Origin of the sequence: Rhizobium sp. BK008, from assembly GCF_014197345.1 — a bacterium.
GTDB classification, from domain to species: Bacteria; Pseudomonadota; Alphaproteobacteria; order Rhizobiales; family Rhizobiaceae; genus Rhizobium; species Rhizobium anhuiense.
This window is the reverse complement of the sequence record NZ_JACIFK010000001.1, coordinates 1475721-1491565: the sequence shown is the minus strand read 5'-3', so window position 1 is coordinate 1491565 and position 15845 is coordinate 1475721. Positions and strand designations below refer to the sequence as shown.

At 61.7% G+C, this 15845-nt stretch carries 16 protein-coding genes; 1 reads left to right on the top strand and 15 read right to left on the bottom strand.

What is annotated here, in order from left to right; all coding sequences use genetic code 11:
* Positions 1–24: 24 nt before the first annotated feature.
* The 9 genes from FHT69_RS07230 to FHT69_RS07190 form a co-directional block, all read right to left on the bottom strand.
* Positions 25–486 (bottom strand): DUF411 domain-containing protein, encoded by a 462-nt coding sequence (locus tag FHT69_RS07230; protein ID WP_097594676.1) that lies wholly within the window; start codon positions 484–486, stop codon positions 25–27.
* Between the two features lie 56 nt (positions 487–542).
* On the bottom strand, positions 543–830 hold the full coding sequence (locus FHT69_RS07225) for a copper-binding protein (RefSeq protein WP_062940207.1): 288 nt from the start codon (positions 828–830) through the stop codon (positions 543–545).
* A gap of 21 nt (positions 831–851) precedes the next feature.
* On the bottom strand, positions 852–1331 hold the full coding sequence (locus tag FHT69_RS07220; RefSeq protein ID WP_097594496.1) for a plastocyanin/azurin family copper-binding protein: 480 nt from the start codon (positions 1329–1331) through the stop codon (positions 852–854).
* Positions 1332–1365: 34 nt separating this feature from the next.
* Complete coding sequence (locus FHT69_RS07215; protein WP_047615193.1) at positions 1366–2712, bottom strand: multicopper oxidase family protein; 1347 nt, start codon at positions 2710–2712, stop codon at positions 1366–1368.
* Between the two features lie 14 nt (positions 2713–2726).
* Entirely contained in the window at positions 2727–4193 is a 1467-nt protein-coding gene (locus FHT69_RS07210) for a TolC family protein (RefSeq protein WP_183905124.1), read from the bottom strand.
* Complete coding sequence (locus tag FHT69_RS07205) at positions 4190–4417, bottom strand: hypothetical protein (RefSeq protein ID WP_097594493.1); 228 nt, start codon at positions 4415–4417, stop codon at positions 4190–4192. The genes FHT69_RS07210 and FHT69_RS07205 overlap by 4 nt, the downstream gene beginning before the upstream one ends.
* A gap of 89 nt (positions 4418–4506) precedes the next feature.
* Positions 4507–4905 (bottom strand): hypothetical protein, encoded by a 399-nt coding sequence (locus FHT69_RS07200; RefSeq protein ID WP_246780697.1) that lies wholly within the window; start codon positions 4903–4905, stop codon positions 4507–4509.
* 197 nt (positions 4906–5102) lie between these two features.
* Positions 5103–5606 (bottom strand): cytochrome b, encoded by a 504-nt coding sequence (locus FHT69_RS07195; RefSeq protein WP_183905122.1) that lies wholly within the window; start codon positions 5604–5606, stop codon positions 5103–5105.
* A 27-nt stretch (positions 5607–5633) separates the two neighbouring features.
* Positions 5634–5846 (bottom strand): hypothetical protein, encoded by a 213-nt coding sequence (locus tag FHT69_RS07190; RefSeq protein ID WP_179874664.1) that lies wholly within the window; start codon positions 5844–5846, stop codon positions 5634–5636.
* On the opposite strand from FHT69_RS07190, the gene FHT69_RS07185 reads away from it, so the two are divergent.
* Positions 5836–6336 (top strand): c-type cytochrome, encoded by a 501-nt coding sequence (locus FHT69_RS07185; RefSeq protein WP_409527526.1) that lies wholly within the window; start codon positions 5836–5838, stop codon positions 6334–6336. The genes FHT69_RS07190 and FHT69_RS07185 overlap by 11 nt on opposite strands.
* 72 nt (positions 6337–6408) lie before the next feature.
* Here FHT69_RS07185 and FHT69_RS07180 read toward each other — a convergent pair whose 3' ends face one another.
* The 6 genes from FHT69_RS07180 to FHT69_RS07155 all read right to left on the bottom strand — a co-directional run bounded on the left by FHT69_RS07180 (position 6409) and on the right by FHT69_RS07155 (position 15823).
* Positions 6409–7089 carry a peroxiredoxin-like family protein gene (locus FHT69_RS07180; protein ID WP_097594490.1) on the bottom strand — a complete coding sequence of 227 codons (681 nt, stop codon included), beginning with the start codon at positions 7087–7089 and terminating at the stop codon, positions 6409–6411.
* A gap of 74 nt (positions 7090–7163) precedes the next feature.
* Complete coding sequence (locus FHT69_RS07175; RefSeq protein WP_183905379.1) at positions 7164–10424, bottom strand: adenylate/guanylate cyclase domain-containing protein; 3261 nt, start codon at positions 10422–10424, stop codon at positions 7164–7166.
* A 166-nt stretch (positions 10425–10590) separates the two neighbouring features.
* Complete coding sequence (locus tag FHT69_RS07170; protein ID WP_047615838.1) at positions 10591–11124, bottom strand: YidB family protein; 534 nt, start codon at positions 11122–11124, stop codon at positions 10591–10593.
* 173 nt (positions 11125–11297) lie between these two features.
* Positions 11298–11636 carry a hypothetical protein gene (locus tag FHT69_RS07165; protein ID WP_183905120.1) on the bottom strand — a complete coding sequence of 113 codons (339 nt, stop codon included), beginning with the start codon at positions 11634–11636 and terminating at the stop codon, positions 11298–11300.
* A gap of 518 nt (positions 11637–12154) precedes the next feature.
* Positions 12155–14305, bottom strand: coding sequence for a mechanosensitive ion channel family protein (locus FHT69_RS07160; RefSeq protein WP_097623436.1), 2151 nt, complete (start codon positions 14303–14305; stop codon positions 12155–12157).
* A 240-nt stretch (positions 14306–14545) separates the two neighbouring features.
* Entirely contained in the window at positions 14546–15823 is a 1278-nt protein-coding gene (locus tag FHT69_RS07155) for an epoxide hydrolase family protein (protein ID WP_409527525.1), read from the bottom strand.
* Positions 15824–15845 lie beyond the last annotated feature (22 nt).

Below are 15845 nucleotides of genomic sequence, written 5' to 3'. Positions count from 1 at the left end.
ACATGGCTTGGCCGATCGAGTGCGTCAGCCCTTCCGGGGGCGGACCTCCATGAACACGTATGGCGCGGCGGTCCCCGAGGGGATCGCATAGACGTCGAAGGACGCGTGCTGGTCGTCGCCCATTCCCACCGAACCAGGAGGCATGCCGGGCACGGCCAGCCCACGGACCGGCGGCCGTTCCCGCAGCAGACGCTGGACGGCTTCGAGCGGAACGTGTCCTTCGAGGTAGTATTCCTCGACGACGGCAGTGTGGCATCCCTCCAGATCGACAGGTACGCCCAGCCGCGCCTTGACCGCGGCAAGATCGTCGGTGTCGCGGGCGTCGACCGAAAATCCTGCGGCCGCCATCGCCTTCGACCATTCATGACAACAGCCGCAGTTCGGATCCTTGTAGACGGTCATCTTCGCCGGCGCGACGGCGAAGGCCCTTCCGCCACAGAACGCCAGGGCTGATGCCGCCCATGCGATGAAGCTTCTCCTGTGCATCGTTTCCACTCCTCGATGTCCTGCCGCCCGGATCGAGGCCGGGCGGCAGGAGTCCCCTACTTTACTTCGGTGACGGTCAGCTTGCCATTCACGCGTTCGGCAACGAACTCGATGTTCGAACCTTCCTTCAGCTTTTCGAGCAGCGCCGGGTCCTCGACCCGGAAGACCATCGTCATCGCCGGCATGTCGAGGCCCTTCAGGTCCTCATGCTTGATGGTGACTTTCTTCGCCTTGGTGTCGACCTTGTTGACGACGCCCTTGGTGAATTCCTGGGCGAACGCACCGAAGGCTGCGCTGGCCGAAAGCAGGGCGGCAACGCCGATTTTGATCATAACAGTTTTCATGCTTATGGCTCCTTTTGCAGATTACTTGCCAGCGACGGTGACGTCGCCGTGCATGCCGGCTTCGTAGTGGCCGGGGATCAGGCAGGCGAACTTGAATTCGCCATCGGTGGTGAACTTCCAGACGATCTCGCCGGACTGGCCGGCTGGAAGGCGAATCGAGTTCGGATCGTCATGCTCCATCTCCGGGAACTTCTCCATGACCGCCTTGTGCTCGAGAATCTTGTCTTCCTGATCGAGCACAAACTCGTGGTCGACGGTTCCGGCATTCTTGATCGCGATCTTGACCGTCTGTCCCTTGCGGACATTGAAGACGGCCGGAGTAAACAGCATCTTGCCGTCCTCGGTTTCCTTCATCGTGACGCGGATCGTCTGCGTCGCCTTCGCCTTGTCGCCAGGCTCGCCGATGGCCATCTTGTCGCCATGGCCGCCGGCGTGATTGCCGGACGCGAGCGCCGGGGTTGCGAGGGCGACGAGCGCCAGTGCCAATACGTAGTTCTTCATGCGTAGATCCTTTCTTGACGTGGGAGATTGGGCCTCAGCCTTTTGTCGGCTTCGGCGTGATTTGCGTCTTTGCGTCTTTGGCCTTGGTCGCGTCCGGCAGCTCGCCGGTCCACTCCCAGGCCTGCGTTCCCGGCGGGTTTTCGTACCAGCCCGGATCGGAGTAGTCGTCCGCCGAGATGCCCTCGCGAACCTTCACGACCGAGAACATGCCGCCCATCTCGATGGGGCCGTGTGGCCCCCAGCCGGTCATCATCGGAACGGTGTTCTCGGGAATTGGCATTTCCATTTCGCCCATATCGGCCATGCCCTTGGTACCCATGGGCATGTAGTCCGGCTGCAGCTTCCTGATCTTCTCGGCGACCTTCGACTTGTCTGCACCGATGAAAGTCGGGATGTCATGACCCATGGCGTTCATCGTGTGATGGGACTTGTGGCAGTGGATCGCCCAGTCGCCGAGGTACTTGGCATCGAACTCGTAGGCGCGCATCGCGCCGACCGGAATGTCGATGCTGACCTCCGGCCACCGCGCCTCCGGCCGGACCCAGCCGCCGTCGGTGCACGTCACCTCGAAATCGTAGCCATGCATATGGATTGGATGGTTCGTCATCGTCAGGTTGCCGACACGCACCCGCACTCTGTCGTTCTTGGAAACGACGAGGGGGCTGATGTCCGGAAACACGCGGCTGTTCCAGCACCACATGTTGAAGTCGGTCATCTCCATGATCCGCGGCACGTAGGAGCCGGGATCGATGTCGTAGGCGTTGAGCAGGAAGACGAAGTCGCGATCGACGCGCATGAACTTCGGATCCTTCGGATGGATGACGAAGAAGCCCATCATGCCCATGGCCATCTGGACCATCTCGTCGGAATGCGGGTGGTACATGAAGGTCCCGGACTTCACGAGATCGAACTCGTAGACGTAGGTTTTGCCGACCGGGATGTGCGGCTGCGTCAGGCCGCCGACGCCGTCCATGCCCGACGGCAGGATCATGCCGTGCCAGTGGATCGTCGTGTGCTCCGGCAGCTTGTTGGTGACGAAGATACGGACGCGGTCGCCTTCGACTGCCTCGATCGTCGGCCCCGGAGACTGGCCGTTATAGCCCCAGAGATAGGCCGTCATACCGTCGGCCATTTCGCGCTCGACCGGCTCGGCGACGAGGTGGAACTCCTTGACGCCGTTGTTCATCCGGTGGGGCAGGGTCCAGCCGTTGAGGGTGACGACCGGCTGGTAGTCCGGGCCCGAGGTCGGGTGGAGCGGCGGCTGCATGTCCGCCGATTCCATTGTCGGAGCGTCAGGTAAGCCCATCGCCGACGTCTTCGTCCAGGCTCCCGCCGCCAGCATGGCCGCGCTTGCACCGAACAGTTGTCGTCTGTTGAACATGGTGGTTTCCTTTCTCAATGGCCGCCGCCACCGCCGCTCCCGGAAGCAGCGGCGACCTCGGTCTCTGCCGAGGCGTTCGTCGCGCCGCCGCCGTAGATGGCAGGCGCGAGATTGGCTTCGGCCAGCCAGAAGTCTCGCTTCGCGTTGACGGAGAGCAGGATGGAGTTGATCTTGTCGCGGGTGTCGGTCAGCAGCTCGAACGTGTTGGTGATCATGCCGTTGTAGGTCAGCAGGGATTCCTCCTCGACCTTGGCGCGCAGCGGCACGACGTTGTTGCGGTAGTGCCGGGCGATGTCGTAGTTCGAGCGGTAGGCCTCGTAGGCGGAGCGCGCTTCCGAGCGCACGTTGACGGCTTTCTCCGCCAGTAAGTTCGCCGCCCGCATGTATGCCACCTCGGCCTTGCGCATCCGGGCCTTGCCGGTGTCGAAGATCGGGATTGCGAACTCCAGTTCGACCTGGGGAGTCGTCCTTGTCTTCTTCTCGTCGTCCTCGATTTCCCGTTCCGTTTCGAAGCCGGTCAGGATCTCGAGGTCGGTGACGTAGCGCGTCGCTTCGGTCAGGCCATAGGACCTGGCTGTGGCTTCGAGTTCGAGCTTCGCGACCTGGAGGTCTATCCGGTTTCGGAGTGCTTCGGCTTCGATGGTGTCGCGTTTTGCGACGGACTTGGGCAGCGGCGGCAGGCTGTTCGGAACCTGATAGTCCAGCTCGGAGCCCCAGAGGCCCATCAGTCGCGTCAGCTCCTCCTTGGCGAGGCGGGCCGCCAGGCGGGCCTTCGCCGTTTCTCCGGCGATTTCGGCGACGAACACATGTTCACGTGCCTGGGCGCCCTTGGTCATCGCACCGGTCTCGCCCAGCTTCGCCGCGAGCTCCGAAGCGGCATCGGCCGTCGCCTGGGCGCTCTGGAGCTGCCCGACGTTCTCCCAGGCCGCGACTGCGCCGATCCAGGCACGCCGCGTGTCGGCGGCAACCTGAAGCGTTCTCACGGCCGCGGTCAACTGCGCCTGCCGGAAGCGTGTGTCGGCGATCGCCACGTCCCTGCTCTTCGTCGCGAGCGCCAGGATGTTCGTTGTGATCATCCCCTCGATCGTCTTGAACGCTTGAAGTTCCGGAGTTCCGATCCCTGTGGTGCCGATGGAGACTGTCGGGTTGATGAACATCGTCGACTGCCAGGCGTCAGCCGCGCTGTCGCCAAGATCGGCATAGCCGGCCTGGAGGCCTTTGTTGTTGAGCAGGGCGATCTGGACGGCCGTCTCGACGTCGAGAGGTTTCGTTCGAGCAAGCAGGCTCTTGACCTGCGCCCCCGCAGAACGGGCCTGGTTCTGGTTCTGGATCCAGACGGTCTCTTTCGCCTCGACACTGGCGGTCTTGTTGGCGACGGAAATGAAGCCCGCCTCATTGCGGGAATAGTCGGCGCCCGTGACACAACCGCTTAGCGCCAGCGGGAATGCCAGCGCCATCATCATTCTTCTAGGCCCGATCATGAGGCATCTCCATTTGCTGGAGACTGCAGATCGTTCTGTCTGCGCCAAGGCTTGGGGTCGACGGGCTGCCTGGCTTCATAGCCCGAGATCGGCGACCGGTATGTGATGGGGCGCGCGGACGGCTGTTCGACGGCGGCGGAGGATGCCACCACGTCGGGAGGAAGCGTGGATGCGCAGCCGCCGATAAAAAGCGGCAGCCCCACCACGAAAAGCGAGGGTTTCATTATGAAGTTTCCGAACAAGAGATAACCTGTGGGCGCTCGCCTAAAAGGCACGCGACCGACGGGACCCGATCAAGCGGGTGTGTCTCTATTCAGATATTCGGGGGACGGTGGAGGGGCGGCAGTTCGCCAATGGTCGTCCGGTCGTCAACGAACTGCCGGATCGAGGTCACGACGGGTCCGCCGACGTCGGGGCCATCACAAATGATGCCAAGCCCGCCACAGAAGTCCTTGCAGCATTCCTGCTTGACGAGCTTCGACGGGCCATCGCCATCATGAGATACGTCGCCATGCGCGTGGCCATGATGGGCGGCCTCCGTCATGTCGTGGCCTTCATGGGGCGACGTCACGTCGGACACAACGGCTTTGAGATCGGGGAAGGAGGAGCCGTGCATCGCTGCGTTAGCATTCGACAACGAGTACCCCGCCAGTGATACGACGATCACCAGCCGTATCATCACGAGCAGCCTGCTCATTGTGATTCGGTACATCTTGCCCATTCCCAACGGCCTACATGCAATGCAGCCGGATTTCAATTAAGACCTCTGTGTCGCGGATGTTCGAGTCCTTTATGTGGCGCGAACATCACGTTGTGCACAAGCTAGAGCTTCCTTTGGCGCTATAGTGCTACACGATCCCGGTTTTCGTCGCCAAGGCGGGCCGCTACGACGTACTGACGCTCGCCACGTTACAGATTTTCGGCTGACCGCTTCCGGCGCGGCAGCAGTATCCGGTCGACCGTATCGTCACGGACGACGAGCGTATGCCAGATCGCCGCGGCGAGATGCAGCGCGACCATCGCCAGGATGATCCTCGACCCGATAACGTGGTACGGCGCGATCCCGAACCAGACGTAGCTCGCGACCAATCCCATGCAGGCCTGTCCAATGATGGCGGCGTAGAAGGCGTGATGAAGCGCCGTGGCGGCTCGTCCGCTCCATGTGCCGGGCGCGCCGATCTCTGGCGGCTGAAGGATGCGAAGAACCAGCCGTGCGCCCATCAGCAGCCCGATCGCCATTCCCGCATAGTTATGGAGCTGGTGCTGGACGACGTCCCAATAAGCCGGCGCCATCCCCATGTGGACGGCATGGTGGGTTCTCTCGATGCTGCCACCCGTCAGATACTGCACCGGCACCATGAGGGCGACCAGCCAGTGAAGCCCTATCTGGGCCAGTGAATAGCCACTTTTCATCGATCCTCTCCTGCCGAGGGGCGCAGACTAATCGGCGGCGGTTAACGCTTCCTGATCGGCTTGGAGCATCGCGAGATGCGGCGTATCGGGGAGGGCGCCCGCCCTTTTATTGCCCCGATGAGAACGGATATCGGTAGTCGCAAGCGGCACGATCTCGGATTCGGAAAGCAGCCTTATGAGACGAACCATTTTTGCGAACATGTTTGGTTTGCTCTTCGTCGTGGGTATAATGCCGATCATGGCAGTCTCGTCGCCGGCGACCGAGGATGTCGTAGCGCTTCGGCAGGCCGACATGAAGGCCATGGCCGCGGCGGTTAAGACCATCTCCGGCATGTTCAAGGATCCGGCGAGCTACAAGGCTACCGAGTTCAGCTGGGCTGCCGACACAATCCGCGACAGGTCGGGTGTCGTCCTCTCCGGGCACTTCATGTCCGAGGCCGTCAGTCCACAGTCGAAGGCCAGGCCGAACATCCCCGCGGAGCGCGAGCGGTTCGACCGGATCGCGAACGACCTGCGCGACTACGCGGTCGCGCTGGACGCCGCCGCCCGGAGTAACCCGGGATCGATGTCCGCCAGCATGCGCATGAAGCCTGGCGAGGCCATGGGCGGCGGACCGCTCGGCACTCACGTCCGCAACGAGCAGGATCTCCTGGCAATGCCGGCGGAACACGCGTTCCACCTCATGCTCCAGACCTGCACGACCTGCCACGCCAAATTCAGGGCGGAATGACGGCGAGCACGCGGGTTTGGAATGGCCCGCCTTGCTCCGGCGTTCAACCGGTCAAGAACGGCCTCTTTTGCTTCAAACAGCCATGTTCGACGCTGCCGACATCACTTCGCGAGGGGCAGGGCCGCCGAACATATGACGACCATCCTCCTCGACTTCGGTGAAGCACCAGCGCACGACACCATCCCGATCGAGCAGGAATTCACCGACAAGCTGGCCGTGGCCGGTGGCGATCATCTGCTTGTCATCTTCGGTGAATTCGTAACCATCGGCCTTGTCGAGAAATTCCACGGCTGCCATCAGGTCCATGGGCGCTGGAAGCTCGTCCGGCATGTCGATGCGCATCGACGTCACCGCATTCATGCTGATTTTATGCGGCCAGTCATTCTCGTCTTCGGTAAACTGAAGGTTCGGCAGGCCGAAGGCCTTGTGCGATACCCGCTCCGGGTCCGAGGCCGCCAGCAGATTGGGAAGCGGATGGTAGCGAAAATAGAGGCGGGCGCGGTCGATCGGTGTGTTGACGACGGTCAGGCTGTCGATGCCCTTCTCCTGCAAGGCATCGGTGAGTTCGGCCATGGCGGCGATCTGGCGGCGGCAGAAGGGGCAATGCAATCCGCGGAACAACCCGACGAGCACCGGCTTCTGGCCGCGAAAATCGTCGATGGCAACTTTCCCCTGGCGGGTGATGGCATCCAGCACCACGTTCGGCGCGCGATCTCCCGGCTGCAATGGCCTTGCGGCGTGGTTCACCTGCATGTTTCGTTCCTCCCTTTATGTTTTTGAATCGACTTGCCAAATCGATCTCCGGTGATCACTGCAACGAGGACGGGTCAGTCGAGAAACGGCAAGACGACGAGCGTGCCTGGATCGAGGTTGTGGCGGATGCACACATCCTGTGCCAGCGTGAAATACCGTTCTGCCGCGTCCATGTCGTCATGCTCGAGGCTGAGTGTCGCCAAGCCATCATAGCACGGAAAGAGCAGTTGCGGTTCATCAATTTCCTTCGCAACCTCAAGGGCTTCCTCGTAATACTTACGAGCTAGCTTCGGCTGCCCGTGGCATTGATGAATCTGGCCGAGCACGATCAGCGGCACGGAGAGATGGTCGCGCTGATCGAGCGCCCGGTCGATTTCGACTGATTTCTCCGCCGCCGGTACGCCCTCGGCGGCGCACCGATCGGTAAAGGTGCAGCAGGCAACGGCGAGATTGGCGAGAAGACGCGCCTGGAAGCCGAGATCGCCAATACGGGTCGCGACCTCCAGTCCTCGCCGGCAGATCTTGATGGCGCTGGCCGGATCGACGATCGTGTAGAGAACGCCAAGATTGGAATAGGCGCGGCAGGCGGCACTTTGCAGATCGGCCTTTTCGGCGACGGAGAGACTGCGCTCCACTTCCTGCACGGCCTCGCGGCTACGTCCGAGTCGCGCAAGGGCTGCACCCTTGGTATTCAGCGCCTCTGCCATCGCCCGCGCCGTCTCCCGTCCGGCCTCGGTCGTGCCGTCGATCGGCAGCGTTTGCAGGCATTGCAGCGCCTGCGTCGCCCACTCGGCAGCGGCAGCCTGATCGCCCATGCGGAAGGCGAGATGGCCGCGCTCTTGCAGGACATGCGCACGTTCGACCGGCGCATCCACGGTTGCGATCGTCGCTTCAGCTTCGGCGCAATGGATCTCCGCCTGATCGCGGCGGCCGGCATCGAGATGCAAACGGCCGATCTTGCGCAATATCCTCGCCGCGGCAATCGGATTGTCTTTGGCGCGGTGGATCGCAAGCGCTCGCTGATAATGGGCCAAGGCGGCGTCGCGCAGGCCGGCAGGACCGCAGAGATCGGCAAGACGCTCCAGCAGTGCCAGTTGCTCCGGTGTCACTTCCGCCTCGTTGGCAAAGGCCGCAAGCGCCTGCCGATAGAGACGCATGGCGTCATCATTGGCGTAGGTCTTGCGCGCCAGATCGCCTGCCGCCATCAGATAGCTGGCGCCCTTGGACTTTTCGGTGGTCAGGCTGAAATGATGGCCAAGTTGCGCCAGATGCTCGGGCCGGTCGGGCGCTGCGCCATACTGACGTTCCAGAGCCCGGCCGATCCGTTGATGAAGCTCCACCCGCCGCTGCAGCAGGAGATTATGGTAGATGACATCGTGCATCAGCGTCTGGCTGAAGCGATAGCCCGGCGATACCACGGCATCGGACCCGCGCAATTCCTCGATGATATTGGCATCGCAGAGGTAATCCAAGGCAGCGTCGATGCCGCTCGGGTCGGTGGCGACGGTGCGGAGCAGGGCGGTATCGAACTTCGGGCCGACCACCGCCGCCTCCTGCGCCAGCCGCCTGATCTCCTGCGGCAGCCGATCGACGCGGGCAAGCAGCAGGGCCTGCAGATTGACCGGGATATCGACATCGGTGTCTTCGGCGGCGACATGCCAGTGCTGGCCGTCGCCATGCTGACCATCATCGTGCAACGTGCCCATGTCGATCAGTCCGCGCAGGATTTCTTCGATGAAAAGCGGATTGCCGCCGGCGCGATCGAGGATGCGCTTGCGCATCGTCACCGGCAACTTGCTATGGCCCTCGCCAAAAAAGGCAGCAAGCAGCTTCTGCCCGTCGGCTGCAAAGAGTGGCTCAAGACGTTGCACGGTGACGCTGACACGATTGGAGTTCAGCGGGTCGGTCTGCGATGTCGGCCGGTAGATCACAAGCAGCATCAGCCGGCTGCGCTCCAGCCGATCCATCATGAAGCGCAGCACCTCAAGCGAGGCGGCGTCCGCCCAATGCAGATCCTCGATGACGAGCAGCAGGGGACCTTGTCCCAACCGCCGCTCGAAGACGGTGCGGACGGCATAGAAAATCTGCCGCCGCAACTGCTCCGGCTCGATGTGGCGCAACGCGCCATCGGGATCTCCGAGACCAAGGACATGCAAAAAGAGAGGCAAAAGTGCCTCCACGTCCTCCGGCGTGAGATCGAGCGCGGCGAACCCCGTTGCCAGCAATTGCCGCGTCCTGGCAAGATCATCCCGCTCGCCGATGCCGTAGGCGCTGCGCACCACGGCGGCGAGCGTCCCATAGGATTGTTCGCCGAGGGGGGAGCAGGTCGCTTTGCGGATGGCAAGGCCCTGAAAACGGGCAGTATTGCTAGCGATTGCGACGAACTCGTTGACCAGCCGCGACTTGCCGATACCCGCTTCGCCAATCAGGCGGACAAGCTGTGCCGCGCCGCCGCAGGCGAGATCGAGGCATGTCAGCAAGCCCGACAACTCCCTGTCCCGTCCGATCATTGGCGCCCGCAGGCCAAAGCTTTCAAGCCCACGCGCCGTATGCGGCGCTTCCGACAGCCCGGTCAGCCGATGGACCTGCACGTTTCCGCTTTTGCCTCGCAAGGTCTGAGCCCCGAGACTGTCGAAGGCGAAGGCATGGCGGGTGAGGCGGTAGGTCAGCGGCCCAACGAGGATCTCGTTTTCGCCGGCCATGGATTGCAGGCGTTGCGCGGTATTCACCGTATCGCCGGTCACCGAATAGGATTTCGTACTGACTGCACCGAAACCGCCGGTGACAACAGGGCCGCTATTGATGCCGATATGCAGACGCAACGGCACGCCGGCGCGTGCGTGCCAGCGCTCGCCGACCTCCGTGGCTCGCTTGATCATATTGAGTGCGGCGTTAAGCGCCCGAACCGGATCGTCTTCATGGGCGACCGGCGCGCCGAACAGCGCCAGGAGCGCATCACCGACGAACTTGTCGACAAAGCCGCCATAAGCCTCGACCGCCTGTGCCATCTCTTCGAACAATTCGTTCTGCAGCACCCGCATGACTTCGGGATCGATCTGCTCGCTCAGCGTCGTGAAGCCGCAGAGATCGGCAAAGAGCACGGTCACCGGCCGCCGGTCGGCATCGCTGTCCGGCTTAGGCGTTATCGCTTCGATGTTGGGCTTCGATGCAGGTTGGACTTTGCCTGATATCGATGCGCCGCATTGCGGGCAGAAGGCAAAATCGGGCTGACAGGGATAGCCGCAGGCGGCGCAGGCGACAGGCTGCCTTGCGCCGCATCGCGGACAGAAAGCAAAACCGCTCTGAATATCGAAACCGCAGCCCGCGCACTCCATCGGACGCATCTCGCGAAAACCCGATGCGTTGCAGCTCATTCAGCCGCAACCAGCGGACAGGGACAAGCATGAACCTGCTTCCCCAGGCCTGCAAGTGAAGACTTTGGCAGGCGTTCGTTGACCGAGCACCTGCCCAGTGGTGATAGGCGAGGGCGACGTCCCGATATCAGATGGTGCCGGGCCGCCCGGAGGTGGTTGATTGACTCGCGGATGACAAAAACGCCTCTTCGGCGCTGGGCACTTTCCCCTCTGGTGTCAGATCGTCGACAGCCTTGGGAAGGTCGCGGCTCAGCCGGCCCAGAATCTCCTCATGAGAAAGGCCGGTATTGGCGGCGATCTCGTTGAGAACGTCAGGCCCGAGTGCTTCCGCCAGCTGCCCATCATTGATGTCGGCATTCTGACCGGGCTGTACCCAAGACTCGATCTTGTCGCCGTGACCGTTCTGCTGAAATGTCTTCAGTAGATCGCCCAGCCCGCCGCTGACAATGCCGCCTGAGGTCAGCCCGCCGAGGAGGCCGCCGAGACCGCCGGAGCCGCCCAGTCCGCCAAGGATGCCCCCGAGACCGCCCGGCTGCTGGTTCCCCGCGCCAGCCTGCTGAGGGTTCTGGATGCCCCGCAGGAGTTCCCCGATCTTGTCTCTGTTCTGGTAGCCGGCAACGGCAAGAACGGCGAGAAGCGCCTTCAATTGACCGCTCATCATGATGAATCCTCCTATGGTGCTCCAAGGTGCAGACGGCCCAATGCAGGTCGCCGCATGGGCAGCAATGTCCTGAGCGCCCAAAGGTTCCGCGCCGGGCGCGCAAACAAGGCTGCACCGGGCGGATTCGTTCTACAATCGCAAAGGCCGACCGACCTAACAGTTCACGCCGCTAGTCAGATTTCCGGGCAGCCTCGCTGGTTTGCAAAGACCATTCGCTCCGGTCCGCGGCGCGTCATGCCCTGGACGACGATGCTGCGGGCAGATATGCGGACGATCTGCGCCCTGCGAAGTCCTTCGCTACGGGCGATGTCGAGAGCATCGTCCGGATCACAACCGCGCCGTCCGCGGTCGCGGCGGTCGTAACGGTCATAGGCACGATCACGGTCATAAACGCCGACGCCCCCAGGGCCGAGCCGTAACTCCAAGTCCTGCGCGGCAACGATCGTCGGTGAGATAGTGAGCCCAGTTATGGCGGCCAAGCCAACCAGGACGAATTGAAGAGATTTCCGCATGAGTTCCTCCCATAGTCTTGTGCTTATCGTAATGACAACCTCGCCATACGAATTTTGTTCCTCATGACAAGCGGAGACGGCGCAGCGCCGGTCTGCCGGAGTCGCATTCGATGGACGTTTTGTGGAGCGCAACATCCAACAGAACCTCATCCTGGTGCCCCGAAGGGCCTCGAAGGAGGGGGCGGGTGCTCAGGCCAATCGATGTCGCATCTCTAACTGGCCCAACTGTCGCATAAGATAGATTATGGAACATAAGGATGCCGTTTGATTACAAAGGCATACCTTCTTCATCCATCTCATAGGCCCACTCTTTTAAAATCGGCCTGCTCGAATTTGCGTCTTGACGATCCAGCGCATCGACGAGTTCACCGCGAACGTGACTCATAGAACAGCTGATCCCAGCCAATAGACTCTTTTGAAACCCATGTCTCGGACGGACGCGCACTTGGCGGCAACGTGCGGGTCAGAGTGTTGCTCGACGGGATTCGGCGGAAGCTCACCTGATCCGCTCGCCGTTGCTATTCCTCAAGTGTCGAGATGACTTTCGATGGTCTTTGCAGCTCCGAGGCGGCAGCGGTTGCTGCTGCATCGGCGGGGCCGCCGGAAACATGAACGGTCGGCGTTGCAAATTGAATGCCCTTTTCCGCGAATGTTTTCTTGAGCATGGCGAGCGCCTTTCGGCGAACGCCGAACTGTTCGCCGGGCTTCGTCATGAACTTCAGCCGAATCTGCACACCGTAATCCGCCATCTGCTCAATCCCCTGCATTTTTAGGGGTTCGATGATGTTGGGCCCGAGTTCGGCATCTTCGAGAAGCTCAACGCCGATGCGCTTGATGGTCTTGCGGACCTCCTCAAGGTCGCTGTCATAGTTCAGGGTGAGCGTAATGATATCGATGACCCAGTCGCGGCTTAGGTTTTGCACCGCGCCGAGTTCCCCGAAGGGAACGATGGTGACCGGACCGCGATGGTGTCGCAAGCGGATCGATCGCAACGAGAAACCTTCGACAGTCCCTTTATATTTCGCCGCCTGGATATATTCGCCGATGCGAAAGGCATCGTCGAACAGATAGAAGACGCCGGAGATGATGTCCTTGACGAGTGTTTGGGCACCGAAGCCGACGGCTATGCCGACGACACCGGCGCCCGCCAGCAGCGGTCCGATCTGAATGCCTACGGCATCCAGGATCATCAGGAAGCCGACAGCGCCGATCGCCAGGAAGAGTACATTGCGAAGAATGGGAAGGAGGGTATTCAACCGCTGACGCCGGCGCGCGTCGGGTCCCTCCTGATGTCCCGCCTGCACGCTTCGCGACGCCATCGCCATCTGACTGTCGATCAACGTGCTAGCGAGCTTCCAGATAACGTCGGTCACTAGCAGCACGATAACGATGCGAATTCCGGCGCGGATCAAACGCGTGGTCACCGTTTCGGCAGCGGCAAGGTCACTGAGATTGACATTCCATGCGCGGGCAATGAGCAGCGCAGCGACCACGATGAGAGCGTTCCGCAGCGTTTGCATGATAACGACGGACCATCCGACGATGGCCGGATCCTCGACCGCCTGCCCCTCCCCAGATTGAATAATGCGACGAATGATATCATGAGCCACCGAAACGGTCAGCGGCAGAAGCGCGATGACGACCACTGTCCAGAATGCACCGCGGAGACCGGAAACCCATAACAGCCACGAGAGCAGGATGCTCGCGCTGAAGCCAACACAGACCAGCCGGCTCACGGGTGGCCCGTCAGAACGATAGTGCCGCAGCCAGATCATAACGATCAAAGCGATTGAAACGACACCAAGCCATGCTGCGGTAAAGAGGTCGACCAAGATGGGTGAAGCTCGGATCGTCCCGATCACTTCAATGGTGGCCCAGCCAGCCGCCAGCACTGCGACGATTGCGAGGAGCCAGTAGTACCAGAACCAGGCAAGTGAGGTGACAAGCGTCAGAAGCCGCATATGCGGCAGGCGGGCGCCTGGCGCGATGACAATACGGCCCACGAGCACGCCAAGGCGCACCATGAGCGCGGCCGATAGCAGGATGAGCGCAATATCGCGAAACACGGCGGGCCATGGAAAGAGGATAAACGCGCCGAGGCTTCCGATCAGGTAACCGGCCAACGCGAGAAGACCCATTGAAAGCCGGGCTGCGTGGAGCTTGATCCGTTGCCGGACGGTGCCGGCGGGCGCGTTCAGCACAAAATGGAGCAGCCCTCGCCCTGACCACCAGGCCAGGCGCTGCGCAACGAACCCGCCGGCGACGAAGAGTATGACCGCCAAGATCAGGCCGACAGGTTCGATACGATCATCCGTTTGGAAGACCCGGATCGCCGACTGGATCTGCCCGGGAAGAGTTGGAACGGCATCGACGAGTGTGAGCAACCTCTGGCGCAAATCCTGTAGTGACGTCGCAATCGACGTCGGTGCCGCCTCTTGCGAGACTGCTACCGGCTGCGCCGCTTCCTGATTGCCCGGAACGATCCGATTGACCAGCGCTCGTCCGGAATCATCATTCGGCAATTCGATAATAACCCGGATCGGGGCCGAGGAATTGGTCGGCTCAGCCGCCGATGCGAGGTTTGCGCTCGCGAGCAGAAGCGTTGAAAATACCAGCGTCAGGAATGCGCACATTCTGTGGCGGGGATGACGGTCGTCGTTGATGCGCATGTGGCCGTGGTCCCTGCGACGTTGTCGTCACTTTTGCTGGGTTGGTCGAAACTTCGGACTTTGTGAAGCGTTGCACGACCAACGTCAATCGACGAACCGGTCTCGGGGCGCAGACTGCGAACCAACGGCCAGAAGGCGCTAGAGCATTTACGTTTTTCTCCCAATCACGGAAATGCTCTATCTCTTTGTTTTCACGCAATTCCGGAGGCAAAGCCGCTACGCACTTTTGCTGGAATTGCTCTAAGATCGCAAGCTTCTGAACCCTGCCCTGGTCTCCTGGCTGAAGAGTTCCGGCTCCTCCCAGGCGGCGAAGTGACCGCCCTTGGAGGCGCGGTTGTAGTAGATGAGCGTCGGATAGGCCTTGGACAGCCACTGCCTTGGCGGCTTGTAAACCTCTCCGGGAAACACCGTGACCGCCACCGGCACTTTGACGGGCGTGAGCTTCGCGCCCGACATGGCGTTTTCCCAATAGATGCGGCCGCTGGAGGGGCCGGTGTTCGTCAGCCAGTACAGGGTTATGTTGTCGAGAATGGCATCCTTGCCAAGCGCCTGTTCGGGGTCGCCGGCGGTAAACACCCAGTCGGCGATCTTGTCGTAAAGCCAGGCGGCAAGGCCGACCGGAGAATCCGCAATGCCGTAACCGATCGTCTCCGGCCGTGTACTCATGATCGCTGCGTAGCCAAAACCGTTGTTGAGGAAATCTCGAGCCTCGTCGAAGACGACTTTCTCATCCGCAGACAGGCTATCGGGCGCCGGCCCTCCATTTTTAAGCGCCTGGGCCGCGTCTGATGGGAGGGTCGTGGCACGTTCGACCCTGTTGACGTGGATCGCCAGCAGCCCATCGGGTGCCAGGCGACCCAAGGCGTCGCTGATGATTGCCCCCCAGTCGCCGCCCTGCGAGACATAGCGGTCATAGTTCAGTCGCTTCATCAGCACGTCCCAGGCAGCAGCGATCCGCTGAGGGTTCCAACCGGTTGCAGCAGGCTTTCCGGAGAAGCCGAATCCCGGGATCGACGGGATCACCAGGTGAAAGGCATCTTCCGCCGCGCCTCCATGCGCCGTCGGATCCGTGAGCGGCCCGATAACGTCAAGCAGTTCGAAGACCGACCCCGGCCAGCCGTGGGTCATGATCAGTGGCAGCGCGTTTTCGTGACGGGAACGGACATGGATGAAGTGGATGTCCAGTCCGTCGATATTGGTGAGAAACTGCGGGAAACTGTTCAGCCTGCTCTCCGCCTTCCGCCAGTCGTAGGACGACTGCCAGTAACGCACCAGTTCCTTCATCCTGTCGGGTTGGACGCCCTGCGAACGATCCATGACGGTTTCGCCGTCGGGCCAGCGCGTCGCGGCAAGACGCCGCCTGAGGTCTGCGAGCGCCGCCTCGGCGACTTCGGCCTTGAACGGTTGGATCTCCCCGGGTGTGGCGGCGACGACATCGGCAGCATCCGATGTGGGTGGAAGGAGAGCGGCAGACATGCCGGCCGCGGCAACCGCTAACAGCAGTGAGCGTCGTGACATATGTCCATGTTTCAGGGCGTGG

Bases quoted from the DNA above. Each gene is read 5' to 3' on its own strand.
- FHT69_RS07215 (WP_047615193.1), bottom strand. From the start codon at position 2,712: ATGTTCAACAGACGACAACTGTTCGGTGCAAGCGCGGCCATGCTGGCG.
- FHT69_RS07225 (WP_062940207.1), bottom strand. From the start codon at position 830: ATGAAAACTGTTATGATCAAAATCGGCGTTGCCGCCCTGCTTTCGGCC.
- FHT69_RS07200 (WP_246780697.1), bottom strand. From the start codon at position 4,905: ATGTACCGAATCACAATGAGCAGGCTGCTCGTGATGATACGGCTGGTG.
- FHT69_RS07195 (WP_183905122.1), bottom strand. From the start codon at position 5,606: ATGAAAAGTGGCTATTCACTGGCCCAGATAGGGCTTCACTGGCTGGTC.
- FHT69_RS07220 (WP_097594496.1), bottom strand. From the start codon at position 1,331: ATGAAGAACTACGTATTGGCACTGGCGCTCGTCGCCCTCGCAACCCCG.
- FHT69_RS07210 (WP_183905124.1), bottom strand. From the start codon at position 4,193: ATGATCGGGCCTAGAAGAATGATGATGGCGCTGGCATTCCCGCTGGCG.
- FHT69_RS07190 (WP_179874664.1), bottom strand. From the start codon at position 5,846: ATGATCGGCATTATACCCACGACGAAGAGCAAACCAAACATGTTCGCA.
- FHT69_RS07165 (WP_183905120.1), bottom strand. From the start codon at position 11,636: ATGCGGAAATCTCTTCAATTCGTCCTGGTTGGCTTGGCCGCCATAACT.
- FHT69_RS07160 (WP_097623436.1), bottom strand. From the start codon at position 14,305: ATGCGCATCAACGACGACCGTCATCCCCGCCACAGAATGTGCGCATTC.
- FHT69_RS07155 (WP_409527525.1), bottom strand. From the start codon at position 15,823: ATGTCACGACGCTCACTGCTGTTAGCGGTTGCCGCGGCCGGCATGTCT.
- FHT69_RS07170 (WP_047615838.1), bottom strand. From the start codon at position 11,124: ATGATGAGCGGTCAATTGAAGGCGCTTCTCGCCGTTCTTGCCGTTGCC.
- FHT69_RS07205 (WP_097594493.1), bottom strand. From the start codon at position 4,417: ATGAAACCCTCGCTTTTCGTGGTGGGGCTGCCGCTTTTTATCGGCGGC.
- FHT69_RS07230 (WP_097594676.1), bottom strand. From the start codon at position 486: ATGCACAGGAGAAGCTTCATCGCATGGGCGGCATCAGCCCTGGCGTTC.
- FHT69_RS07175 (WP_183905379.1), bottom strand. From the start codon at position 10,424: ATGGAGTGCGCGGGCTGCGGTTTCGATATTCAGAGCGGTTTTGCTTTC.
- FHT69_RS07180 (WP_097594490.1), bottom strand. From the start codon at position 7,089: ATGCAGGTGAACCACGCCGCAAGGCCATTGCAGCCGGGAGATCGCGCG.
- FHT69_RS07185 (WP_409527526.1), top strand. From the start codon at position 5,836: ATGCCGATCATGGCAGTCTCGTCGCCGGCGACCGAGGATGTCGTAGCG.